Annotated in this window: 26 protein-coding genes; 24 read left to right on the top strand and 2 right to left on the bottom strand. The window is 66.8% G+C overall.

Annotated features, from left to right (window positions below):
* Positions 1-57: 57 nt before the first annotated feature.
* The 20 genes from KAQ61_RS00535 (at position 58) to tatC (ending at position 14,596) form a co-directional block, all read left to right on the top strand.
* On the top strand, positions 58-303 hold the full coding sequence (locus KAQ61_RS00535) for a BolA family protein (RefSeq protein WP_043379830.1): 246 nt from the start codon (positions 58-60) through the stop codon (positions 301-303).
* Positions 304-387: 84 nt separating this feature from the next.
* A complete protein-coding gene (gene murA / locus KAQ61_RS00540) occupies positions 388-1,656 on the top strand; it encodes a UDP-N-acetylglucosamine 1-carboxyvinyltransferase (protein WP_042414299.1) in 1,269 nt (422 codons plus the stop codon).
* The gene (gene hisG, locus KAQ61_RS00545) at positions 1,653-2,303 is read left to right on the top strand and encodes an ATP phosphoribosyltransferase (protein WP_042414296.1); all 651 of its coding nucleotides are present in this window, start codon (positions 1,653-1,655) and stop codon (positions 2,301-2,303) included. Before murA ends, hisG begins: the two co-directional genes overlap by 4 nt.
* A 32-nt stretch (positions 2,304-2,335) precedes the next feature.
* On the top strand, positions 2,336-3,652 hold the full coding sequence (gene hisD / locus KAQ61_RS00550; protein WP_045267503.1) for a histidinol dehydrogenase: 1,317 nt from the start codon (positions 2,336-2,338) through the stop codon (positions 3,650-3,652).
* 461 nt (positions 3,653-4,113) lie between these two features.
* Positions 4,114-4,398 carry a hypothetical protein gene (locus KAQ61_RS18615; RefSeq protein WP_042414345.1) on the top strand — a complete coding sequence of 95 codons (285 nt, stop codon included), beginning with the start codon at positions 4,114-4,116 and terminating at the stop codon, positions 4,396-4,398.
* Complete coding sequence (locus KAQ61_RS18620; RefSeq protein ID WP_043379852.1) at positions 4,395-4,835, top strand: PIN domain-containing protein; 441 nt, start codon at positions 4,395-4,397, stop codon at positions 4,833-4,835. Before KAQ61_RS18615 ends, KAQ61_RS18620 begins: the two co-directional genes overlap by 4 nt.
* A gap of 66 nt (positions 4,836-4,901) precedes the next feature.
* Entirely contained in the window at positions 4,902-6,020 is a 1,119-nt protein-coding gene (gene hisC, locus KAQ61_RS00560) for a histidinol-phosphate transaminase (protein ID WP_210930158.1), read from the top strand.
* Positions 6,017-6,658 (top strand): imidazoleglycerol-phosphate dehydratase HisB, encoded by a 642-nt coding sequence (gene hisB, locus KAQ61_RS00565; RefSeq protein WP_042414277.1) that lies wholly within the window; start codon positions 6,017-6,019, stop codon positions 6,656-6,658. Before hisC ends, hisB begins: the two co-directional genes overlap by 4 nt.
* 84 nt (positions 6,659-6,742) lie before the next feature.
* Positions 6,743-7,411 (top strand): imidazole glycerol phosphate synthase subunit HisH, encoded by a 669-nt coding sequence (gene hisH, locus KAQ61_RS00570; protein ID WP_210930159.1) that lies wholly within the window; start codon positions 6,743-6,745, stop codon positions 7,409-7,411.
* A 68-nt stretch (positions 7,412-7,479) separates the two neighbouring features.
* Positions 7,480-8,238: a 1-(5-phosphoribosyl)-5-[(5-phosphoribosylamino)methylideneamino]imidazole-4-carboxamide isomerase gene (hisA, locus tag KAQ61_RS00575; protein WP_210930160.1), complete on the top strand. Its 759-nt coding sequence runs from the start codon at positions 7,480-7,482 to the stop codon at positions 8,236-8,238.
* A complete protein-coding gene (locus KAQ61_RS00580) occupies positions 8,235-9,086 on the top strand; it encodes a D-hexose-6-phosphate mutarotase (RefSeq protein WP_210930161.1) in 852 nt (283 codons plus the stop codon). Before hisA ends, KAQ61_RS00580 begins: the two co-directional genes overlap by 4 nt.
* A 48-nt stretch (positions 9,087-9,134) precedes the next feature.
* Positions 9,135-9,935 (top strand): imidazole glycerol phosphate synthase subunit HisF, encoded by an 801-nt coding sequence (gene hisF, locus KAQ61_RS00585; RefSeq protein WP_042414262.1) that lies wholly within the window; start codon positions 9,135-9,137, stop codon positions 9,933-9,935.
* A gap of 220 nt (positions 9,936-10,155) precedes the next feature.
* Positions 10,156-10,545 carry a phosphoribosyl-AMP cyclohydrolase gene (gene hisI, locus KAQ61_RS00590; protein WP_042414259.1) on the top strand — a complete coding sequence of 130 codons (390 nt, stop codon included), beginning with the start codon at positions 10,156-10,158 and terminating at the stop codon, positions 10,543-10,545.
* A gap of 5 nt (positions 10,546-10,550) precedes the next feature.
* A complete protein-coding gene (locus KAQ61_RS00595) occupies positions 10,551-10,946 on the top strand; it encodes a phosphoribosyl-ATP diphosphatase (RefSeq protein ID WP_210930162.1) in 396 nt (131 codons plus the stop codon).
* Positions 10,943-11,335 (top strand): DUF4870 family protein, encoded by a 393-nt coding sequence (locus tag KAQ61_RS00600; RefSeq protein ID WP_042414254.1) that lies wholly within the window; start codon positions 10,943-10,945, stop codon positions 11,333-11,335. The genes KAQ61_RS00595 and KAQ61_RS00600 overlap by 4 nt, the downstream gene beginning before the upstream one ends.
* Positions 11,336-11,363: 28 nt before the next feature.
* Complete coding sequence (locus tag KAQ61_RS00605; RefSeq protein WP_210930163.1) at positions 11,364-12,395, top strand: patatin-like phospholipase family protein; 1,032 nt, start codon at positions 11,364-11,366, stop codon at positions 12,393-12,395.
* Positions 12,396-12,449: 54 nt separating this feature from the next.
* Entirely contained in the window at positions 12,450-12,827 is a 378-nt protein-coding gene (locus KAQ61_RS00610; protein ID WP_042414249.1) for a histidine triad nucleotide-binding protein, read from the top strand.
* Between the two features lie 115 nt (positions 12,828-12,942).
* The gene (gene tatA / locus KAQ61_RS00615) at positions 12,943-13,176 is read left to right on the top strand and encodes a Sec-independent protein translocase subunit TatA (protein WP_042414246.1); all 234 of its coding nucleotides are present in this window, start codon (positions 12,943-12,945) and stop codon (positions 13,174-13,176) included.
* A 40-nt stretch (positions 13,177-13,216) separates the two neighbouring features.
* Complete coding sequence (gene tatB, locus KAQ61_RS00620) at positions 13,217-13,705, top strand: Sec-independent protein translocase protein TatB (RefSeq protein WP_042414243.1); 489 nt, start codon at positions 13,217-13,219, stop codon at positions 13,703-13,705.
* Positions 13,706-13,801: 96 nt separating this feature from the next.
* On the top strand, positions 13,802-14,596 hold the full coding sequence (tatC, locus tag KAQ61_RS00625; protein WP_043380490.1) for a twin-arginine translocase subunit TatC: 795 nt from the start codon (positions 13,802-13,804) through the stop codon (positions 14,594-14,596).
* A 185-nt stretch (positions 14,597-14,781) separates the two neighbouring features.
* Here tatC and KAQ61_RS00630 read toward each other — a convergent pair whose 3' ends face one another.
* On the bottom strand, positions 14,782-15,924 hold the full coding sequence (locus KAQ61_RS00630) for a S1C family serine protease (protein WP_210930164.1): 1,143 nt from the start codon (positions 15,922-15,924) through the stop codon (positions 14,782-14,784).
* Between the two features lie 364 nt (positions 15,925-16,288).
* Between KAQ61_RS00630 and KAQ61_RS00635 the strand changes: the two genes are divergently transcribed.
* From KAQ61_RS00635 to pdxA, 3 genes are all read left to right on the top strand, one after another.
* On the top strand, positions 16,289-17,620 hold the full coding sequence (locus KAQ61_RS00635) for an MFS transporter (RefSeq protein WP_210930165.1): 1,332 nt from the start codon (positions 16,289-16,291) through the stop codon (positions 17,618-17,620).
* Between the two features lie 85 nt (positions 17,621-17,705).
* Positions 17,706-18,455: a Nif3-like dinuclear metal center hexameric protein gene (locus KAQ61_RS00640; protein ID WP_210930166.1), complete on the top strand. Its 750-nt coding sequence runs from the start codon at positions 17,706-17,708 to the stop codon at positions 18,453-18,455.
* Positions 18,456-18,627: 172 nt separating this feature from the next.
* On the top strand, positions 18,628-19,677 hold the full coding sequence (gene pdxA, locus KAQ61_RS00645; protein WP_210930167.1) for a 4-hydroxythreonine-4-phosphate dehydrogenase PdxA: 1,050 nt from the start codon (positions 18,628-18,630) through the stop codon (positions 19,675-19,677).
* A gap of 75 nt (positions 19,678-19,752) precedes the next feature.
* Here the strand turns inward: pdxA and mscL are convergent, their stop codons facing one another.
* The gene (mscL, locus tag KAQ61_RS00650; protein WP_183303209.1) at positions 19,753-20,181 is read right to left on the bottom strand and encodes a large conductance mechanosensitive channel protein MscL; all 429 of its coding nucleotides are present in this window, start codon (positions 20,179-20,181) and stop codon (positions 19,753-19,755) included.
* A gap of 148 nt (positions 20,182-20,329) precedes the next feature.
* Between mscL and petA the strand changes: the two genes are divergently transcribed.
* A complete protein-coding gene (gene petA / locus KAQ61_RS00655; protein ID WP_042419919.1) occupies positions 20,330-20,926 on the top strand; it encodes a ubiquinol-cytochrome c reductase iron-sulfur subunit in 597 nt (198 codons plus the stop codon).
* Positions 20,927-20,941: the final 15 nt, after the last annotated feature.

Here is a 20,941-nt window from a genome sequence, read left to right on the forward strand (position 1 = left end):
GGTGCTGCACGCCACCGTATTTGGCGGCAGCGCAGGCGCTGCGGCCCAGAGAAATGTATGACCGCTGACCAACTTCAATCCATCATCCGCGCCGGCCTGGCCTGCGAGCACCTGACTGTGGAAGGGGATGGCCGCCACTGGTATGCCACCATCGTGTCCGCCGAGTTTGAGGGCAAGCGCCTGCTGGCGCGCCAGCGCCTGGTGTATGCCACGCTGGGCGACCGCATCAAGACCGACGAGGTGCATGCGCTGTCCATGAAGACCTACACCCCGGCAGAATGGGCGAATGCCCCGTCTGAGTGATCATCATTTCATAGCTGTTGGCGCTTGCCCCACAAGGGCTGGAGCCTGATTTCTTCAAATACTCTGATTCAAGGCTCCCACGCCATGGACAAACTCCTCATCCGCGGTGGCCGTGCCTTGCACGGTGAAGTGCACATCTCCGGCGCCAAGAACGCCGCCCTGCCAGAACTGTGCGCCGCCCTGCTGACCGCCCAGCCCGTCACCCTGCACAACGTGCCACGTCTGCAGGACGTGAACACCATGCTCAAGCTGATCCGCAACATGGGCGTGACGGCCGAGCGCGACGAGCACGGCACCGTGCAGCTGAATGCCGGTGCGCTGAACAACCCCGAAGCCCCGTACGAGCTGGTCAAGACCATGCGCGCCTCGGTGCTGGCCCTGGGCCCGCTGCTGGCGCGCTTTGGCCGTGCCAAGGTGTCGCTGCCCGGCGGCTGCGCCATCGGCTCGCGCCCCGTGGACCAGCACATCAAGGGTCTGCAGGCCATGGGCGCGATCATTACCGTGGAAAACGGTTACATGCACGCCAGCCTGCCCGCGGGCTGGACCCGCCTGAAGGGCGCGCACATCACCACCGACATGGTGACCGTGACCGGCACGGAAAACTTCCTGATGGCCGCGGCGCTGGCCGAAGGCGAGACGGTGCTGGAAAACGCCGCCATGGAGCCCGAGATCACCGATCTGGCCGAGATGCTGATCAAGATGGGCGCGCAGATCAGCGGCCACGGCACCAGCCGCATCGTGATCCGCGGCGTGGACGCGCTGCACGGCTGTGAACACGCCGTGGTGGCCGACCGCATCGAGGCCGGCACCTTCCTGTGCGCTGTGGCGGCCACGGGCGGCGAGGCATTCCTGCGCCACGGCCGTGCCGACCACCTGGGCGCCGTCATCGACAAGCTGGTGGACGCTGGTGCGCAGGTGCAGGCCGAGGACGGTGGCATCCGCATCCGCAGCCAGGGCCGCCTGAAGGCGCAGAGCTTCCGCACCACGGAATACCCGGGTTTCCCGACCGACATGCAGGCGCAGTTCATGGCGCTGAACCTGGTGGCCGAGGGCACCAGCACGGTCACCGAGACGATTTTTGAAAACCGCTTCATGCACGTCAACGAGATGCTGCGCCTGGGTGCGCACATCACCACCGACGGCCGCCTGGCGACCGTGGTCGGCGGCGTGCCCCTGAGCGGTGCCACTGTGATGGCCACGGACCTGCGCGCCTCGGCCAGCCTGGTGATCGCCGGCCTGGTGGCCAAGGGCGAGACCCTGGTGGACCGCATCTACCACCTGGACCGTGGCTACGACTGCATGGAAGCCAAGCTGCGCGGCCTGGGCGCCGATATTGAAAGAGTGTCGCAATGAGCATCACCATCGCCCTGTCCAAGGGCCGCATCTTCGAAGAAACCGTGCCCCTGCTGGCCGCGGCCGGCATCGTGGTCACGGAAGACGTGGACAAGTCGCGCAAGCTGATTTTCGACACCACCAACCCCGAGGTGCGGGTGGTGCTGGTGCGCGCCTCCGACGTGCCGGTGTACGTGCAGTACGGCGGTGCGGACCTGGGCGTGTCGGGCCTGGACTCGCTGATCGAGCACGGCGGCCAGGGCCTGTACCAGCCGCTGGACCTGCAGATCGCCAAGTGCCGCGTCAGCGTGGCCGTGCGCAAGGGCTTTGACTACCAGCATGCCGTCAAGCAGGGCGCACGCCTGAAGGTGGCCACCAAGTACTCCACGATCGCACGCGACTTCTTCGCCGAAAAAGGCGTGCACGTGGACATGATCAAGCTCTACGGCTCCATGGAGCTGGCGCCGCTGACCGGCATGGCCGATGCCATCGTCGACCTGGTGTCCACCGGCAACACGCTCAAGGCCAACGACCTGGTCGAGGTCGAACCCATCATGGACATCAGCTCGCGCCTGGTGGTCAACCAGGCCTCGCTCAAGCTCAAGCAGCGGACCCTGCGCCCCATCCTCGATGCGTTCGCGCAGGCGGTTGCCGCCAAGAACCCCTGATTCCCTTTCCCCACTGTCACCGTCCAAGCACTATGGAAATCGCAGCTACTCCCCTCCGTCTGTCCACCGCGGATGCCAATTTCGAGCATGATTTTGCGCAGCGCCTGCATTGGTCGGCCGACACGGATGCTGCGATCGAGCAGCGCGTGGCCGACATCCTGGCCGACGTGCAGCAACGCGGTGACGCCGCCGTGCTGGAATACACCGCGCGCTTCGACGGCCTGCCCGCCGATGGCATGGCCGCGCTGGAGCTGAGCCAGGCGGAACTGAAAGCCGCCTTTGACAGCCTGCCTGCCGTGCAGCGCGAGGCCCTGGAGTCCGCCGCGCGCCGCGTGCGCAGCTACCACGAGGCGCAGAAGAAGGCCAACGGCGAAAGCTGGAGCTACCGCGACGAGGACGGCACCCTGCTGGGCCAGAAGGTCACGCCGCTGGACCGCGTGGGTATCTACGTGCCCGGCGGCAAGGCGGCCTACCCCTCCAGCGTGCTGATGAACGCCATCCCGGCCCATGTGGCCGGTGTGCCTGAGATCATCATGGTCGTGCCCACCCCCAAGGGCGAGAAGAACGCGCTGGTGCTGGCCGCCGCCTATGTGGCCGGCGTCACCCGCGCCTTCACCATCGGGGGGGCCCAGGCCGTGGCGGCCCTGGCCTATGGCACGGCCACCGTGCCCAAGGTGGACAAGATCACCGGCCCCGGCAACGCCTACGTGGCCAGCGCCAAGAAGCGCGTGTTTGGCCTGGTCGGGATCGACATGATTGCCGGCCCCTCGGAAATCCTGGTGCTGGCTGACGGCAGCACGCCGCCCGAGTGGGTGGCCATGGACCTGTTCAGCCAGGCCGAGCACGACGAGCTGGCCCAGTCCATCCTGCTGTGCCCCGATGCCGCCTACATCGACGCGGTGCAGGCCGCCATCGACCGCCTGCTGCCCGAGATGCCCCGCCAGGCCATCATCGCCAAGAGCCTGAGCGACCGTGGCGCACTGATCCTGACGCGCGACATGGACGAGGCCTGCGCCATCTCCAACCGCATCGCGCCCGAGCACCTGGAAGTCTCCAGCAATGACCCGCACCGCTGGGAGCCTGCGCTCAAGCACGCGGGCGCCATCTTCCTGGGGGCCTACACCAGCGAATCGCTGGGCGACTACTGCGCCGGCCCCAACCACGTGCTGCCCACCAGCGGCACGGCGCGCTTCAGCTCGCCCCTGGGGGTCTACGACTTCCAGAAGCGCAGCAGCCTGATCGAGGTCAGCGAACAGGGCGCCCAGGTGCTGGGCCAGATCGCCTCGGTGCTGGCGCATGGCGAGGGCCTGCAGGGCCACGCCCGTGCCGCCGAGATGCGCTTGAAATAAAACGCGCGCCGCCAGGTGTGCACCAGCCGTGGCGCGTCCACGGCTTTTTTTCGTCCGTTCGGTGGTGGCAGGCACGCACGCTGCGCCCGCGTGTCCCATGGCTGCCTGCCGTCGCACGGCATCTTTCAGCAGCCTGGCGGCTGCGCGCCGCCCCCAGCGACCGCCCAGGGACTAGCCTCTGCGGACGCCGCAGTCGCTTATGCCGGCGTACCACTGCCCGGGGGCAGCATCACCCAGCGCACCAGGGCCGGCGCCTGCCCCTGCGCACCCAGGTGCAGCCGGGCGGGGCCCGCAGGGTGTGCGGATTGGCCTCGGAGGCGACTGGACCGCACAGCATCTCGACGCCTTGCACCGCGTGGGCGAGATTGCCCGGCATTTGCTGCGCGGCACGTCCACGGTCTGACGGGGATCTGTTGTCACACGAATTTCGTGCAACACGAATTTCGTGTACGATGGGCGGCATGAAGAACGTCACCATCACCGTGGAAGACAGCGTGCTCGACTGGGCGCGCATCGAGGCAGCACGGCGCGGCACCAGTGTCTCGCGCATGCTGGGTGACTTCATGGCCGAGATGATGCAGCGCGAGGACGCCTACGAGCGCGCCTACCTGGCCTGGCGCACGGACGAGCGCAGCTGGCAGCAGGGCGCCCAGGCGCCTGCAAAATCCGTAGCGCGCAGCGCAAGCAGCCAGCGCGCTGCAGGCCAAAAAGATGCCAAATCTACCGCCCTGGGGGATGCCGCATGAACCCGGTGTTCGTCGATACCTCGGTCCTGATCGCGGCGGAGAACGTGGGCGGCGGCGCGCTGTATGCCGCCACGCTGGACTGGCTGGACCTGCTGTGGCGCCGCCGCAGCGGCCGCACCAGCCACCAGGCCCTGGTGGAGTTCTACGACCAGGTGACCACCGCCCCCCAGCCCATGTCGCAGGGCGATGCGCGTGCGGCCATCCGCCGCTACCAGACCTGGACCCCCTGGAAAACCGACAGCGCCACGCTGGAGACCGCGTGGGCCGTGCAGGCCCGCCACCAGCTCGACTTCGGCGATTGCCTGGCCGTGGCCTGCGCCCAGCACAGTGGCTGCGCGCAGATGCTGAGCCTGCACCTGCCGCATGGCGCGGAATTTGGCGGCGTGACCGTGGTGCACCCGCTGCAGCAGGCCGCACCGGCCGTGGAAGGAGCCTGAGCGCCCCCAGACCATGGCAGCCCGTGCCATGCCGGCCAACGCAGGTTCCCGCAAGAAAGTAAGACGATGACAGTGCCAGAGACCCAGCAACGAGCCATGCAACGCATCCGCGCCGATGTGCGCGCCATGTCGGCCTACCACGTGCAGCCCGCCCAGGGTCTGCTGAAGATGGACACCATGGAGAACCCCTTCCGCCTGCCGGCCGCGCTGCAGCAGGCGCTGGGCGCGCGCCTGGGCGCACTCGAGATCAACCGCTACCCCGGCGAGCGCCTGGACGTCCTCAAGCAGATGCTGGCCGACTACGCCGGTGCGCCCGCCGGCAGCGCCGTGCTGCTGGGCAATGGCTCGGACGAAATCATCACCCTGCTGGCGCTGGCCACGGCCCAGCCCACCGCGGGCGGCCGCGCCACCATGCTGGCGCCCATGCCCGGCTTCGTGATGTACCCGCTGAGCGCCCAGTTGCAGGGCCTGGACTTCGTGGGCGTGAACCTGACGCCGGATTTCGAGCTGGACCTGCCCGCGATGCAGGCGGCGATTGCGCAGCACCGCCCCGCCATCACCTACATCGCCTACCCCAACAACCCCACGGCCACGCTGTGGCCCGAAGACCAGGTGCAGGCCGTGATCGACGCCGTCGGCGCCATCGGCGGCCTGGTGGTCATGGACGAGGCCTACCAGCCCTTTGCCAGCCGCAGCTGGATCCGCAACATGCAGGCCGACCCGGCGCGCAACGCCCACGTGCTGCTGATGCGCACGCTGTCCAAGTTCGGCCTGGCCGGTGCGCGCCTTGGCTACCTGATCGGCCCCGCAGCCCTGGTCAACGAGCTGGACAAGGTGCGCCCGCCCTACAACATCAGCGTGCTGAACTGCGAAACCGCCATCTTTGCACTGGAACACGCCGCGCTGTACGCTGAGCAGGCCGCCGCCATCCGCGCCGAGCGCCAGCCGCTGATCGATGCCCTGACCGCGCTGGACGGCGTGGACAAGGTCTGGCCGTCCGAAGCCAACATGGTGCTGCTGCGCGTGCGCGATGCCGCCGCCGCGCAGGCCGCCATGAAGGCCCGGGGCGTGTTGGTGAAGAATGTCTCGGCCATGCACCCGCTGCTGGCCAACTGCCTGCGTCTGACCGTGGGCACCCGTGAAGAAAATGCCCAGATGCTGGCAGCCCTGAAGGAATCGTTATGAGCAACGCACTCGTGCCCTCCACCGCCCCCGCCACCGCCGAGGGCCACCATCCCCGCGTCGCCGAAGTGCAGCGCAACACCGCCGAAACCCGCGTGCAGGTGCGCGTGGACCTCGACGGCAGCGGCAAGGCGCGGCTGAACTCCGGCATCGGCTTTCTGGACCACATGCTGGACCAGATCGCGCGCCACGGCCTGATCGACCTGGACATCGAGTGCGCGGGCGACCTGCACATCGACGGCCACCACACCGTGGAAGACATTGGCATCACCCTGGGCCAGGCGTTTGCCAAGGCCGTGGGTGACAAGAAGGGCATCCGCCGCTACGGCCATGCCTACGTGCCGCTGGACGAGGCCCTGAGCCGCGTGGTGATCGACTTCTCGGGCCGCCCCGGCTTGCACCTGGACTGCAAGTTCACCGCCGGCCGTATCGGCGAGCTGGACACGCAGCTGGTCTACGAGTTCTTCCAGGGCTTCGTGAACCACGCCGGGGTGACGCTGCACATCGACAACCTCAAGGGCTTCAACGCCCACCACCAGTGCGAGACCATCTTCAAGGCCTTCGCCCGGGCCCTGCGCTTTGCGCTGGAGCGCGACGAGCGCATGGCCGGCGTGATCCCCTCGACCAAGGGCAGTCTCTGAACAATGTGAGCGGCTTGCGCTGGTGAAACCTGGGTTTCCAAGCCAAAGCCTGCTGAAAACCAGCAACAACCAGCGCAAAGTGCTATGAGTTCCATGAACAACACCGTGGCCGTGGTCGATTACGAAATGGGCAACCTGCGCTCGGTCTCGCAGGCCGTGCTGCATGCGGCCGCCGGGACCGACGTGCGCGTCATCGTCACCCAGGACCCGGCCGAGGTGCGCGCCGCTGGCCGCATCGTGCTGCCCGGCCAGGGCGCCATGCGCGATTGCATGGCTGCGCTCCAGGCCTCGGGCCTGCAGGCGGCGGTGCTGGAAGCCGCCGCCACCAAGCCGCTGTTCGGCGTGTGCGTGGGCATGCAGATGCTGCTGGACCACAGCGAAGAGGGCGACACCCCGGCGCTGGGCCTGATCCCCGGGGTGGTGCGCCGCTTTGACCTGGCCGGCCGCACCCAGCCCGACGGCAGCCGCTACAAGGTGCCGCAGATGGGCTGGAACCAGGTCGTGCCCACGACCCCCGGCGGCGTGCGCCACGCCATGTGGGACGGCATCCCCGATGGGGCCTACTTCTACTTTGTGCACAGCTTTTATGCGCAACCCGCTGACGCCGCGCATTGCGCCGCTGAGACAGATTACGGGGGGCGGTTTGCATCCGCCATCGCACGCGATAAGATTTTTGCCACGCAGTTCCACCCCGAGAAGAGCGCGGACCACGGCATCCAGCTGTACCGCAACTTCCTGCACTGGAACCCGTAAGCACCGATTTCTTCAACCCTGGCCACTTCACCCTGAGGCCAACTCTTAGGCAAAGCCCTTAGCCCATCATGCTGCTGATTCCCGCCATCGACCTCAAAGACGGCCAATGCGTCCGACTCAAACAAGGTGACATGGACCAATCCACCACGTTCGGTGACCCTGCTGACATGGCCCGCAAGTGGCTGGAAGCCGGCGCCCGCCGTCTGCACCTGGTGGACCTGAACGGTGCCTTTGCCGGACAGCCCAAGAATCTGGCGGCCATCAAGGCGATCCTGAAGGCCGTGGACGGTGAAATCCCCGTGCAGCTGGGTGGCGGCATCCGCGACCTGGACACCATCGAGAAGTACCTTGATGCGGGCCTGGAGTACGTCATCATCGGCACCGCCGCGGTGAAGAACCCCGGCTTCCTGCAGGATGCCTGCAGCGCCTTTGGCGGCCACATCATCGTCGGCCTGGATGCCAAGGACGGCAAGGTCGCCATCGACGGCTGGAGCAAGCTGACCGGCCAGGACGTGATCCCCACGGCCAAGCGCTTCGAGGACTGGGGCGTGGAATCCATCATCTACACCGACATCGGCCGCGACGGCATGCTGTCGGGCATCAACATCGACGCCACCGTCAAGCTGGCGCAGTCGGTGCGCATCCCCGTGATCGCCTCGGGCGGCCTGGCCAGCATCCAGGACATCGACGCCCTGTGCGCCGTCGAGGACGAGGGCATCGAGGGCGTGATCTGCGGCCGTGCCATCTACACCGGCGACCTGGACTTTGCCGCGGGCCAGAAGCGGGCCGACCAGCTCAACGGCGGCGACGAAGAAGACGCCGGATGAACCCGTCCCCCGCCGCGCGCGAAGACTGGCGCGGCCTGCGCTGCACGCGCATCACCCTGCCGAATGGCGACAGCGTGCGGGTGTCTGATTTCGGTGCCCAGGTGCTGTCCTGGAACGCCCGGGGGCAGGAGCGCATGTTCCTGTCCGAGCGCGCCGTGCTGGATGGCACGGCCGCCATCCGGGGCGGTGTGCCCGTGTGCTTTCCCCAGTTCAACCAGCGCGGCCCGCTGCCCAAGCATGGCCTGGCGCGGCGCACCATCTGGGACTGGCTGGAGGCCGAGGCGCAGGGCCATGCCGTCACCACGCGCTGGCAGTGGGCAGCCGCCGCGCCGCTGCACCCCGACTTTCCGCATGCCCTGCAGGCCGAGCTGGCGGTGACGCTGTCGCCCGACGCCCTGCAGATCACGCTGTCGGCCACCAACACCGGCAGCACCGCCTTGGCCTTCACCGGCGCGCTGCACACCTACCTGGCGGTGCAAGGGGCCGACATCGCCGCCCTGCACGGCCTGGACGGCGCGGCCTACTGGGATGCGGCCCACCACTTTGCACCGCAGGTGCAGGCCGGCGCTGTGGCGCTGGGCGCCGAGGTGGACCGTGTCTACGCCCGCCCCGCCCAGCCGCTGGAGTTGCGCGATGCGGCCGGCACGCTGCGCATCCACCAGGATGCGGCCTGGCCCGAGACCGTGGTCTGGAACCCCGGCCCCGCCCTGTGCGCCACCCTGGCGGATCTGCAGGGCGCCGACTGGATGCGCATGCTGTGCGTGGAAGCCGCCGCCATCAACCAGCCCGTGGCCCTGCACCCGGGGCAGCGCTGGCAGGCGACCCAAACTTTGCAGGTGGTCGCCTGAGGGGCGGTCGCCGGTGTTCGCTGTTCAACCGATAGAAAAAGTCTTTTCATGCTCGCCAAACGCATCATTCCTTGCTTGGACGTCACCGGGGGCCGCGTGGTCAAGGGGGTCAACTTTCTGGAACTGCGCGACGCGGGCGACCCGGTGGAGATCGCCGCGCGCTACAACGCCCAGGGTGCGGACGAGCTGACCTTCCTGGACATCACCGCCACCAGCGACGGGCGCGACCTGATCCTGCCCATCATCGAGGCCGTGGCCAGCCAGGTCTTCATCCCGCTGACCGTGGGTGGCGGTGTGCGCAGCGTGGAAGACGTGCGCCGCCTGCTGAACGCGGGGGCGGACAAGACCAGCTTCAACTCCGCCGCCATCGCCAACCCCGACACCATCAACGCCTGCAGCGACAAGTACGGCGCGCAGTGCATCGTGGTTGCCATCGACGCCAAGCGCCGCACGCCCGAGGACGAGCAGCGCATCGGCCCCGGCGGCACGCCCATGGGCCCGGGCTGGGACGTGTACAGCCACGGTGGGCGCAAGAACGTGGGCCTGGACGTGGTGCGCTGGGCCACCGAGATGGCCCAGCGCGGCGCCGGCGAGATCTTGCTGACCAGCATGGACAAGGACGGCACCAAGAGCGGGTTCGATCTGGCGCTGACCCGGGCCGTGAGCGATGCCGTGGGCGTGCCCGTGATCGCCTCGGGCGGCGTGGGCAACCTGGACCACCTGGCCGACGGTGTGCAGCAGGGCGGCGCCGATGCGGTGCTGGCCGCCAGCATCTTCCACTATGGCGAATACACGGTGCAGCAGGCCAAGCAGCGCATGCGCGAGCGTGGCATTCCCGTGCGCCTGTGAGTGGGGCGGCCCTGCCGGAGGCTGGGCGGCAGCGTGCGGCGGCGGCGATGGATGCCGCAGGTGCCGGGTCCGCAACGCTCCACGGTGGCGCGCGGCGGCATCACTGTTGAAATAAATAAGCGGCTGGCGCTGGTTCTATCAGTGTTGGCCATGGATTAATCGTTGAAAGTGGCTGCCTGCCTGCCTGCCTGCGCAGGCAGCTATACAAACAGGAATGACTATGAGCTGGCTCGACCAAGTCAAATGGGACGCCCAGGGCCTGGTGCCCGTGATTGCACAGGAACAGGCCACGGGCGACGTGGTGATGTTCGCTTGGATGAACCGCGAGGCGCTGCAGCAGACGGCCGAGCTGGGCCGCGCCGTGTACTTCAGCCGCTCGCGCAACAAGCTGTGGGCCAAGGGCGAGGAGTCCGGCCACGTGCAGACCGTGCACGAGCTGCGCATCGACTGCGACAACGACGTCATCCTGCTCAAGATCACCCAGCAGGGCCACACGCCCGGCATCGCCTGCCACACTGGCCGCCACTCCTGCTTCTACAGCGTGCTGCGGGACGGCCAGTGGGTGGCCATCGATCCGGTCTTGAAAGATCCTGCCTCCATCTACAAATAACCCCCATGTCTGCACAACATCCTGCATCGGTCGAAGGCGCGCTGGCGCGTCTTGCGGCCGTCATCGAAAGCCGTAAAACTGTGAACGGCGGCGACCCCGACAAAAGCTATGTCGCGCGCCTGCTGCACAAGGGCCCCGACGCCTTTCTGAAGAAGATCGGCGAAGAGGCCACCGAGGTGGTCATGGCCGCCAAGGACGTGGACCATGGCGCCGACAAGGGCAAGCTGCTGTACGAGGTGGCGGATCTGTGGTTCCACTCCATGATTGCCCTGTCGCACTATGGGCTGACGCCCGCCGACGTCGTGGCCGAGCTGGAGCGCCGTGAAGGCACCAGCGGGCTGGAGGAAAAGGCTTTGCGCAAGGCCCAGGCACGGGCAGCGCAGGAAGGACACAGCGAGTGAACGATGACATCGTCGAAGTCCGCGCGGTCGACAAGGCCACGCTCGATGGCCTCAACGCCTGGGGCTGGGTCAGCTACCTGCTGCACCTGATCGTCGCGATTGCGGCGGTGGTGCCCGGGGCGCAGGTCAGCGTGGCGGTGCTGCTGATCGCGCTGGTCATCGATCTGGTCAAGCGCCCGGATGCCAGCGGCACCTGGCACGCCTCGCATTTCGCCTGGCGCATCCGCAGCGTGCTGTGGGCCGGCGTGCTGTACGTACTCACCGCCCCGCTGTGGCTGCTGTTCTTCGTGCCCGGCTGGATCGCCTGGTGCGTGATCTCGCTGTGGTTCCTCTACCGCATCGTGCGCGGCATGGTCGCCATGAACCAGCAAGAGGCCCTGCCGCGCTGAGCGGCCATGGCCCAGACCCCCGCCACCCATGAGCACCACCACCCCACAAGGTCTGAATCTGGCGCTGCAGGGCGGGGGCTCGCACGGGGCCTTCACCTGGGGCGTGCTGGACGCGCTGCTGGAGGACGGCGGCTTTTGCTTTCCCGGCATCAGCGGCACCAGTGCCGGCGCCATGAACGCCGTCGCCGTGGCCCAGGGCTTTGCCACGGCCGCACTGCAACACCCTAAGGACGACGCGGCACGCCATGCGGCCAGCTGCAGCGCCGCGCGCAACGCCTTGCGCAAGCTGTGGGAGGGCGTGGGGGCCATGGGCAGCTTCACCCTGGGGGTGCCGGTGGCCAGCAACCCGCTGATGGGCATGATGTCGCAGTTCCTGTCGCCCTACCAGACCAACCCGCTGGACATCAACCCCTTGCGCCGGCTGCTGGAGCTGACGGTCGACTTCGCCCAGCTGCGCGCCGCCCTGCCGCACCCGGGCATGCCGCGGCTGTTTGTCTGCGCCACCAATGTGCGCACCGGCAAGGGCGAGATCTTCAGTGGCGAGCGCCTCAGTGCCGATGCCGTCATGGCATCGGCCTGCCTGCCGCAGCTGTACCAGGCGGTCGAGATCGACGGGCAGTACTACTGGGACGGCGGCTTTTCGGGCAACCCGGCCCTGTACCCGCTGATCTACCGCACCGACTGCCGCGACATGCTGCTGGTGCAGATCAACCCGATCGAGCACCATGAGCTGCCCGAGACGGCGGGCGACATCATGGAGCGCATGAACGAGGTGATGTTCAACGCCGGCCTGCTCAGCGAGCTGCGCGCCATCGACTTCGTGCGCCGCCTGCTGGCCGAGGGCCGCCTGGATGCCACGCGCTACAAGAGCGTGCTGATGCACCGCATCGACGGCGGTGCGGCCCTGAGCCACTTTGGCGCGGCCAGCAAATCGCGCGTGGACATGGGCTTCCTGCTGAAATTGTTTGCGCTGGGGCGCGCCCAGGGCCAGCAATGGGTGCATGATCACCGCCAGGACGTGGGCGTGCGCGAGACCCTGCAGATTGTGGACAATCCCTGACCGTGCACCCCGCACGCCCTGCACCTTCACCGAGAACCGAGAGTTGAGCCTTTGATGACCGAGCCCGCACTGACTGCGCACGACCCGAACTGCCTTTTCTGCAAAATCACCGCTGGCCAGATCCCCAGCCGCAAGGTGTACGAAGACGACACGCTGTTCGCCTTCCACGACATCCGTCCTGCGGCACCGGTGCATTTCCTGATCGTGCCCAAGCAGCACATCCCCTCGATGGCCCAGGTCCGTCCGAGCGAGGAAGCCCTGCTGGGCAAGATGATGGCCCTGGCGCCCCAGCTGGCGCTGGAGCAGGGCTGCAACCCCTATCCCGAGGGCGGCTTCCGCATCGTGGTCAACACCGGGACCGAAGGCGGCCAGGAAGTGCACCACCTGCACCTGCACGTGATGGGTGGCCCCCGCCCCTGGAAGCACGGCTGATCGATTGCTGACACTGGATGACGGCGCGGCCTGTACCCGGGTGTTCTAAGGCCATCTGCGGCGCCAAGTGGCAGCCGCCCGTCTAAAATGACTTGTATTCGTTAGGAGAAATCTCATGGGAACGTTTTCCGTCTGGCACTGGCTGATCGTGCTGCTGATCGTGGTTTTGGTGTTCGGCACCAAGAAGCTCAAGAACCTGGGCGGTGACCTGGGGAGCGCTGTCAAGGGCTTCAAGGACGGCATGAAGGACGGCACCGCTGGTGACGCCACCGCCGACAAGGCCGCCGTGGCAGACCAGACCAAGGCCGATAAGAACACCATCGACGTCGACGCCAAGCAAAAGAGCTGATGCTTGAACATGGCTGCAAGCACCGACCAGGGGCGTTGGCATGATTGACATCGGGATCTCGAAGTTGGCGCTGATCGGCGCGGTGGCCCTGGTGGTCATCGGGCCCGAGAAGCTGCCGCGCGTGGCCCGCACGGTGGGCACCTTGCTGGGCAAGGCGCAGCGCTATGTGTCCGATGTCAAGGCCGAAGTCAACCGCTCCATGGAGCTCGACGAGCTCAAGAAGATGAAGGAGTCGGTGGAGACGGCGGCGCGCGATGTCGAGCAGACGGTGCACACGGCCTCCAGCGATTTTGAGAAAGACTGGCGCGAGGCCACCGATTTCGCCTCGGACTACGACAGCGGCACGTCGACCAGCGACTACGGCAGCTACGACAGCCGCAGTGCCGTGGCGCCGGTGTACAAGAATCCGGGCAAGAATTTCCGCCTCAAGCGCGGCGCCGTGCCGCGCTGGTACAAGGCGCGCGCCGGCGTGCGCACGCACGTGCAGTCGGGCGCTGCCCGGGTGGCACGCTTCAAGCCCAAGCGCTGAGCGCGGGTGTGGTGACGCAGCGCAGGGCCCACCGCCGTGCGCTGCGGCTTTCTTTCCTGAATGGCCGGGCTGCGCAGTCCGGCGCTTTTTCCGACCATGTCTGACAAATCCACCAAAGACGACGAGCTGGCAGGCACCGAGCAGCCCTTTGTGCAGCACCTGATGGAGCTGCGGGACCGCCTGCTGTACTGCATTTACGGGATTGCCCTGGCGGTCGCGGTGCTGGCGGTCTGGCCCGGACCGAACGGGCTGATCGATTTCATCGCCCACCCCATCAAGGCGCACATGCCGCCCGATGCCAAGCTGATTGCCGTGGGCGTGTTCTCGCCGTTCTTCGTGCCGCTGAAGGTGCTGATGATGGTGGGCATCCTGTCGGTGCTGCCCTGGATCATGTACCAGCTGTGGGCCTTCGTGGCGCCCGGCCTGTACACCCATGAAAAGAAGTTTGCGCTGCCGCTGATCGTGTTCGGCAGCCTGCTGGCCTACCTGGGCATCGCCTTCGTGCAGTTCTTCGTGCTGGACAAGATGTTCGGTTTCATCCAGGGCTTCACGCCCGAGAGCGTGGCAGCCACGCCCGACATCGCCTCGTACGTCGAGGCCATCCTGTCGCTGTACCTGGCCTTCGGCATGGCCTTCCAGGTGCCCATCGTGGTGATGCTGCTGGTGCGTTTCGGCATCGTGGACATCGCCAAGCTCAAGAGCTTCCGTGGCTACTTCATCGTGCTGGCCTTCGTCGTGGCCGCCGTGGTGACGCCGCCCGACGTGATCTCGCAGCTGGCGCTGGCCATCCCGATGTGCGTGCTGTACGAGGTCGGTATTGTCGCCGCCGGCTGGTTCGCCAAGTCGTCCAAGAAGCCCGAGGACGACGAGGCCGAAGCCGCCACGGATTGATTTCTTACCCACCCTTGGTGGGGAAGCAAAAAGCCCGCGCACCTGGATGGTGGGCGGGCTTTTTTGTGGGCGGATGCTGTCTGAAAAAGGAGCGCTGGACGCTCGTATTCAGGTGGTTTCTAAGAGTTTTATGGTGAAAATGGCCTGCCGGCAAGCGGCAGGCGCTCTGCTTTTTGCATGCAGTCTCAGCGGCGGGCGCGTTGCGGTGCCGGGCGCACGCCGGGGGTGATGCTCAGCGTGGTCTCGCTGCCATTGCGCAGCACGGCAAAATCGGCCACCTGGCCGGGGGGCAGGGCGGCCACGGCGGTCATCATCTCGGCCACATTGCGTACGACCTGGCCCTGAACGGCGGTGATCACGTCCCCGGGCAGCATGCCGGCGCGCGCGGCCGGTGCGTCCTGCAGCACGCCGGTGATGATCACGCCCTGCGAGGCCTTGGCGCCAAAGGTTTCGGCCAGTTCCGGTGACAGCTCGTTGGGCTCCACGCCGATCCAGCCGCGCGTGACCTTGCCGTCCTTGACGATGCCGTCCAGCACCAGCTTGGCGATGGAGACGGGGATGGCAAAGCCGATGCCCATGCTGCCGCCCGAGCGCGAGTAGATGGCGGTGTTGATGCCCAGCAGGTTGCCGTTCACATCCACCAGCGCGCCGCCGGAGTTGCCGGGGTTGATGGCCGCATCGGTCTGGATGAAGTTCTCGAAGGTGTTGATGCCCAGCTCCTTGCGGCCCAGTGCACTGACGATGCCGCTGGTCACGGTCTGGCCCACGCCAAACGGGTTGCCGATGGCCAGCACCGTGTCGCCGACCACGGCGTGGTCCGAGTTGCCCAGGACGATGACGGGCAGCTTGTCCAGCTCCACCTTCAGCACGGCCAGGTCGGTCTCGGGGTCGGTGCCAATGATGCTGGCATTCGCCATGCGGCCGTCGGCCAGGGTCACAGCGATCTGGTCGGCGCCTTCGACCACGTGGTTGTTGGTCAGGATGTAGCCCGCCGGGCTGACGATGACGCCGCTGCCCAGACCGGTCTGCTGCTGCGGGCCGACATCACCGAAGAAGAACTGGAACCAGGGGTCGTTGCTGCGCGGGTGGCGCACTTCCTTGCTGGTGTTGATGCTGACCACGGCCGGCATGGCCTTCTGGGCCGCGGCGGCCAGGCTGCCGGGGGCGAATTCGGTGCGCGGTTCGGAGGGCGCCTCCAGCAGGGAGATGCCGGCGCGGCTGTAGGTGGCGCCGCGCTGCAGCCAGCTGGGCTGCAGGGTCGCAACGATGAAATAAGCGGCCAGCAGGACGGTGACAGCCTGGGAGAACAAGAGCCAGTAACGCTTCATAGCAACAGGTGGGGAGGGGCAATGGTCTGAAAGCGTACGCGCAAATGCGAAGCCTTGGCGGGCGCTCGGGTGTGGGAGGTGCCGCTTTGGGGGTGTCATCGTGAAACAAGATGAACCCCCTCTATTTTGCGAATTCGCTTCGCGAAACGCGATGTGTGGGTAAACCCTTTTGGTGCAAACCCTAGAATGTTCGATCGACTGCGCCACACTGCGTTCGTTCTTGGACGGGCACACCCGCCCGCCCGAGGAAGCCGCGGCTTCTCACCGTGAAGTTGCCAGAACCGTCCGGTCTGCCTTTAGCACCTATCCGTTGCCGTGGCTCTAGCGCTGTCTGACCAACTGAAGTTTCTGGAAAGACAACCCAATGAGTAAGCACCCGAATGCACAAGCCCACCAGGTGGCGGGCGGTGCACACCATCGTCCTTTGAACCGTGAGGACTACAAGACCCTGAGCCTGTCGGCCCTGGGCGGCACGCTGGAGTTCTATGACTTCGTCGTGTTCGTGTTCTTCGCCAACGTGATTGGCGCACTGTTCTTCCCCGCCGACCTGCCCGACTGGATGCGCCAGCTGCAGACCCTGGGCATCTTCGCCGCCGGCTACCTGGCGCGCCCCCTGGGCGGCATCATCATCGCCCACTACGGCGACAAGATCGGTCGCAAGAAGATGTTCACGCTTTCCATCTTCCTGATGGCCGTGCCCACCCTGGTCATCGGCCTGCTGCCCACCTACGAGACCCTGGGCATCGTGGCGCCCCTGCTGCTGCTGCTGATGCGCGTGCTGCAAGGCGCGGCCATCGGCGGTGAAATGCCGGGCGCCTGGGTGTTCGTGGCCGAGCACTCGCCCGCCCGCAACTACGGCCTGGCTATCGGCACGCTGACCTCGGGCATCACCGGCGGCATCTTCCTGGGCTCCATCTTCGGCGTCTGGCTCAACAGCACCTACACCCAGGCCGAAATCCACGACTGGGCCTGGCGCATGCCCTTCATTGTGGGCGGCGTGCTGGGCCTGGTGTCGGTGTACCTGCGCCGCTTCCTGCACGAAACCCCGCTGTTCAAGGACCTGCAAAAGCGCAAGGCCGCAGACGTGGAGCTGCCCATCAAGACCATCCTGCGTGAGCACAAGCAGGCCTGCTGGCTGGTGGCCCTGATGACCTGGGTGCTGTCGACCGCCGTGGTGGTGGTGGTGCTGATGACGCCGTCCTACCTGCAGAAGGTGTTCCACATCGCCCCCGCCGACGCCATGACCGCCAACGCCGTGGCCACCGTCACCCTGACCCTGGGCTGCGTGTTCTGGGGCTGGCTGAACGACAAGATCGGCACCCGCTGGACCATGGTGCTGGGCTGGGGCGGCATGGCCGTGACGGCCTACCTGTTCTACCTGGGCCTCCCCGGTCAGGACACCTTGGTGGCGCGCTATGCGCTGGTGGGCTTCTTCGTCGGCTCCATCTCGCTGCTGCCCATCGTCGGCGTGCGCGCCTTCCCCGTGGCGGTGCGTTTCACCGGCCTGTCCTTTGCCTACAACATGGCCTATGCCGTGTTCGGCGGCCTGACCCCCATGCTGGTGTCCGTGTGGCAGCAGGTGGACGTGATGGCGCCCGCCCACTACGTGGCGGGCATGGGCGTGCTGGGCGCGGCCATCGGCCTGTTCTGGCCCATGGCCTCGCGCGGCTGGCAGCCCAAGGTGCAGCACGGCTGATCGGTCGTTGACCTGCGGCATGGAGGGCAGCTTCGGCTGCCCTTTTGCATGCAGGGGCCTGCCATGGCTTGGCACAATCGGCCCCATGATCCAGCGACAAGACCTTCTCGCCCATTTCGATGGCCTGCTGCAGCCCGAGCGCTTTAAGGACTACGGACCGAATGGTCTGCAGGTCGAAGGCAAGGCGGAGATTCGCCACCTCGTCAGCGGCGTCACGGCCAGCCGTGCGCTGATCGAGGCCGCGATCGCCGAGGGTGCCGACGCCATCTTCGTGCACCACGGCCTGTTCTGGCGCGGCATGGACGGGCGCATCACCGGCTGGATGAAGGAACGCATCCGCCTGCTGCTGGCACACGACATCAGCCTGTTCGCCTACCACCTGCCGCTGGATGCCCACCCCGAGCTGGGCAACAACGCGCAGCTGGGCGCCCGGCTGGGCGTGCAGGCCAGCGGCAGCTTTGGCGAGCAGGCGCTGGGCCTGCTGGGCGACGTGCAGTTTGCCAACGCCGACGCCCTGGCTGCCCATGTGCAGGCCGTGCTGGGCCGGCCCGTGACCTGCGTCAGCGGCGCGCCGCAACAGGCCATCCGCCGGCTGGCGTGGTGCACGGGCGGGGCCCAGGGCTTTTATGAAAGCGCCCTGGCAGCCGGCGCCGACGCCTACCTCACCGGGGAAATCTCCGAGCCCCAGGCCCACCTGGCGCGCGAGACCGGCACCACCTTCATCGCCGCGGGGCACCATGCGACCGAGCGCTACGGCGCGCCCGCGGTGGCGGCCCATGTGGCTGCCGCACTGGGCCTGAGTCACCGCTTCATCGAGATCGATAATCCGGCCTGAGCGTGGCGCGCCCGTGCCTGGGGGCTGGCGGTGCGGTCATCCCCAGCGGGGCCAATGCCCTGCGGCGGAACGTGGCACCACCGCTCCCGTGCCGCGCGGACGGGTGGCTGCGCAGCACTCTCACTATTCATAGCTGTCCGCGCATGCTGGATAAGCGCTGGAGGTTTATTTCATGTCCAACACCCACGCCATCGCCATCACCCAGGGAGATTCGGCCGGCATCGGCCCGGAGATCATTGCCAAGGCCTTTCGCGACCATGCGTCCGAGCTGCAGGGGTGTTTTGTGGCCGGGGATGTGGCCACGCTGCGGCGTGCGGCCCAGGCCATCACCGGGCCGGGCCAGGCACACCTGCCGGTGGCAGTGATCGCTGCGCCGCAAGATGCGTGGGCGGTGCCGCCGCGCTGCATCCCGGTGCTGCAGTTGCCGGACATGCCGCCCCCCGCGCCCTGGGGGCAGGTCAGCGCCCAGGCCGGTGCCGCGGCCGCGCACAGCGTGCAGTGGGCTGCGCGGGCGGCGCTGCGGGGGGAGATCGCCGCCCTGGTGACCGCGCCCCTGCACAAGGAGGCGCTGCATGCGGCCGGGGTGGACTACCCCGGCCACACCGAACTGCTGCAGGCCGAGGCCGCCGCGCACGCCGGCGTTGGGCTTGCGCAGATGCCGGTGCGCATGATGCTGGCCAACCACGAGCTGCGCACCGTGCTGGTCAGCATCCATGTCTCGCTGCGCCAGGCCATCGAGGCTGTCACCTTCGACAACGTGCTGCAGACGCTGCGCATCACCCACGATGCGCTGACGTGCATGCTGGGCCGAGCGCCGCGCATCGGCGTGGCCGGGCTGAACCCGCATGCGGGGGAAGGGGGGCTGTTCGGTCAGGAAGAATTGACCATCATTGCCCCGGCCGTGGCGGCCGCGCGGGCCGAACAGATCAACGCACAAGGCCCGTTTGCACCCGACACCATCTTCATGCGCGCAAGGGATGTTGATGCGCGAGCAGGGGAATTCGACGTGGTGTTGGCGATGTACCACGACCAAGGGTTGATCCCAGTCAAATATTTGGGTGTTGAGCAAGGGGTGAACGTGACCCTGGGTCTGCCACTGGTGCGCACCAGCCCGGACCATGGCACAGCCTTTGATATTGCGGGCCAGGGCGTGGCCGATGCCTCCAGCCTGCTCGAAGCGGTGCGCATGGCACAGCGCCTGTCGGCACCTTCGCAGGGCTGAACGACACAGGCCGCAGCTTGCGGTGCGGCCTGTGGGGGGACGGTCGGCGCAACCGTCGGACCAGCGGTGGCTGGATCAGCGGCGCAGCTGGTCGCGGATTTCGCGCAGCAGCAGCACCTCTTCCGGGGTGACTTCAGGGGCGGGCGGGGCAGCGGGCGCCTCGCGCTTCAAGCGGTTGATTTGCTTGATCATTAGGAAAATGATGAAGGCCAGGATCGCAAAATTCACTGCTACGGTGATGAAGTTGCCATAGGCAAACACCGGGATGCCGGCCGTCTTGAGGGCCGCCAGGGTGCGCGGCGTGCCGTCTGGAATGGTGCCCAGCACCACGAACAGGTTGGAGAAGTCGAGCTTGCCGAACACCAGACCCACGACCGGCATGATGAGGTCGTTGACCACCGAGTCCACGATCTTGCCGAAGGCCCCGCCGATGATGACACCCACAGCCAGATCGATCACATTGCCCTTGATGGCGAACTCGCGAAACTCTTGCATCATCCCCATACGCATACTCCACAAATCGGTTGAGATGCGCAATATTGCGTGATCTAACGCAAAAGTAGTGTCAGACGCGTGCTTGGATTCCTGAATTTCGCTCCGCTACAATTTCCCGATTGTCCCTATACCTAGCGATGTTTTATCGAGGATCCCCATGAGCGAAACACCTGTCGACTCCAGCAAACGGACGTGGATCATCACGTCTGCCTGCGCTGGCGCGGTAGGCGGCGTGGCAGCCGCTGTCCCCTTTGTGAGTACCTTCCAGCCTTCGGAGAAGGCCAAGGCCGCAGGTGCCGCGGTGGAGGTCGATATCTCGGCCTTGCAGCCCGGCCAGAAGATCACGGTGGAGTGGCGCGGCAAGCCAGTCTGGATCGTCAAGCGCACCAAGGAGCAGCTGGACGAGCTGGCCAGCCTGGACGCCCAGCTGGCGGATCCCGACTCGCAGCGCAAGCCTGCCGAGCTGACCCCTGCCTACGCCCGCAACACCTGGCGCTCCATCAAGCCCGAGATCCTCGTGGCCGTCGGCATCTGTTCGCACCTGGGTTGCTCGCCCACGGACAAGTTTGTGGCCGGTGCCCAACCATCCCTGCCCAGCGACTGGAAGGGCGGCTTCCTGTGTCCTTGCCACGGCTCGACCTTTGACATGGCCGGCCGTGTGTTCAAGAACAAGCCCGCGCCCGACAACCTGGAAGTGCCGCCCCACATCTACCTGTCGGAGACCAAGCTCCTGATCGGTGAAGACAAGGCTTGAGGGAGTTAAAACGAC

Source organism: Comamonas aquatica, from assembly GCF_018064205.1.
In the GTDB taxonomy this organism is placed as follows: Bacteria; Pseudomonadota; Gammaproteobacteria; order Burkholderiales; family Burkholderiaceae_C; genus Comamonas; species Comamonas aquatica.

Bases quoted from the DNA above. Each gene is read 5' to 3' on its own strand.
- hisC (WP_210930158.1), top strand. From the start codon at position 4,902: ATGACAGTGCCAGAGACCCAGCAACGAGCCATGCAACGCATCCGCGCC.
- KAQ61_RS18615 (WP_042414345.1), top strand. From the start codon at position 4,114: ATGAAGAACGTCACCATCACCGTGGAAGACAGCGTGCTCGACTGGGCG.
- tatA (WP_042414246.1), top strand. From the start codon at position 12,943: ATGGGAACGTTTTCCGTCTGGCACTGGCTGATCGTGCTGCTGATCGTG.
- petA (WP_042419919.1), top strand. From the start codon at position 20,330: ATGAGCGAAACACCTGTCGACTCCAGCAAACGGACGTGGATCATCACG.
- KAQ61_RS00640 (WP_210930166.1), top strand. From the start codon at position 17,706: ATGATCCAGCGACAAGACCTTCTCGCCCATTTCGATGGCCTGCTGCAG.
- tatC (WP_043380490.1), top strand. From the start codon at position 13,802: ATGTCTGACAAATCCACCAAAGACGACGAGCTGGCAGGCACCGAGCAG.
- KAQ61_RS00580 (WP_210930161.1), top strand. From the start codon at position 8,235: ATGAACCCGTCCCCCGCCGCGCGCGAAGACTGGCGCGGCCTGCGCTGC.
- KAQ61_RS00635 (WP_210930165.1), top strand. From the start codon at position 16,289: ATGAGTAAGCACCCGAATGCACAAGCCCACCAGGTGGCGGGCGGTGCA.
- hisA (WP_210930160.1), top strand. From the start codon at position 7,480: ATGCTGCTGATTCCCGCCATCGACCTCAAAGACGGCCAATGCGTCCGA.
- hisG (WP_042414296.1), top strand. From the start codon at position 1,653: ATGAGCATCACCATCGCCCTGTCCAAGGGCCGCATCTTCGAAGAAACC.
- mscL (WP_183303209.1), bottom strand. From the start codon at position 20,181: ATGGGGATGATGCAAGAGTTTCGCGAGTTCGCCATCAAGGGCAATGTG.
- KAQ61_RS18620 (WP_043379852.1), top strand. From the start codon at position 4,395: ATGAACCCGGTGTTCGTCGATACCTCGGTCCTGATCGCGGCGGAGAAC.
- hisH (WP_210930159.1), top strand. From the start codon at position 6,743: ATGAGTTCCATGAACAACACCGTGGCCGTGGTCGATTACGAAATGGGC.
- murA (WP_042414299.1), top strand. From the start codon at position 388: ATGGACAAACTCCTCATCCGCGGTGGCCGTGCCTTGCACGGTGAAGTG.
- KAQ61_RS00610 (WP_042414249.1), top strand. From the start codon at position 12,450: ATGACCGAGCCCGCACTGACTGCGCACGACCCGAACTGCCTTTTCTGC.
- hisB (WP_042414277.1), top strand. From the start codon at position 6,017: ATGAGCAACGCACTCGTGCCCTCCACCGCCCCCGCCACCGCCGAGGGC.
- KAQ61_RS00535 (WP_043379830.1), top strand. From the start codon at position 58: ATGACCGCTGACCAACTTCAATCCATCATCCGCGCCGGCCTGGCCTGC.
- pdxA (WP_210930167.1), top strand. From the start codon at position 18,628: ATGTCCAACACCCACGCCATCGCCATCACCCAGGGAGATTCGGCCGGC.
- hisF (WP_042414262.1), top strand. From the start codon at position 9,135: ATGCTCGCCAAACGCATCATTCCTTGCTTGGACGTCACCGGGGGCCGC.
- KAQ61_RS00605 (WP_210930163.1), top strand. From the start codon at position 11,364: ATGAGCACCACCACCCCACAAGGTCTGAATCTGGCGCTGCAGGGCGGG.
- KAQ61_RS00630 (WP_210930164.1), bottom strand. From the start codon at position 15,924: ATGAAGCGTTACTGGCTCTTGTTCTCCCAGGCTGTCACCGTCCTGCTG.
- KAQ61_RS00595 (WP_210930162.1), top strand. From the start codon at position 10,551: ATGTCTGCACAACATCCTGCATCGGTCGAAGGCGCGCTGGCGCGTCTT.
- hisI (WP_042414259.1), top strand. From the start codon at position 10,156: ATGAGCTGGCTCGACCAAGTCAAATGGGACGCCCAGGGCCTGGTGCCC.
- tatB (WP_042414243.1), top strand. From the start codon at position 13,217: ATGATTGACATCGGGATCTCGAAGTTGGCGCTGATCGGCGCGGTGGCC.
- hisD (WP_045267503.1), top strand. From the start codon at position 2,336: ATGGAAATCGCAGCTACTCCCCTCCGTCTGTCCACCGCGGATGCCAAT.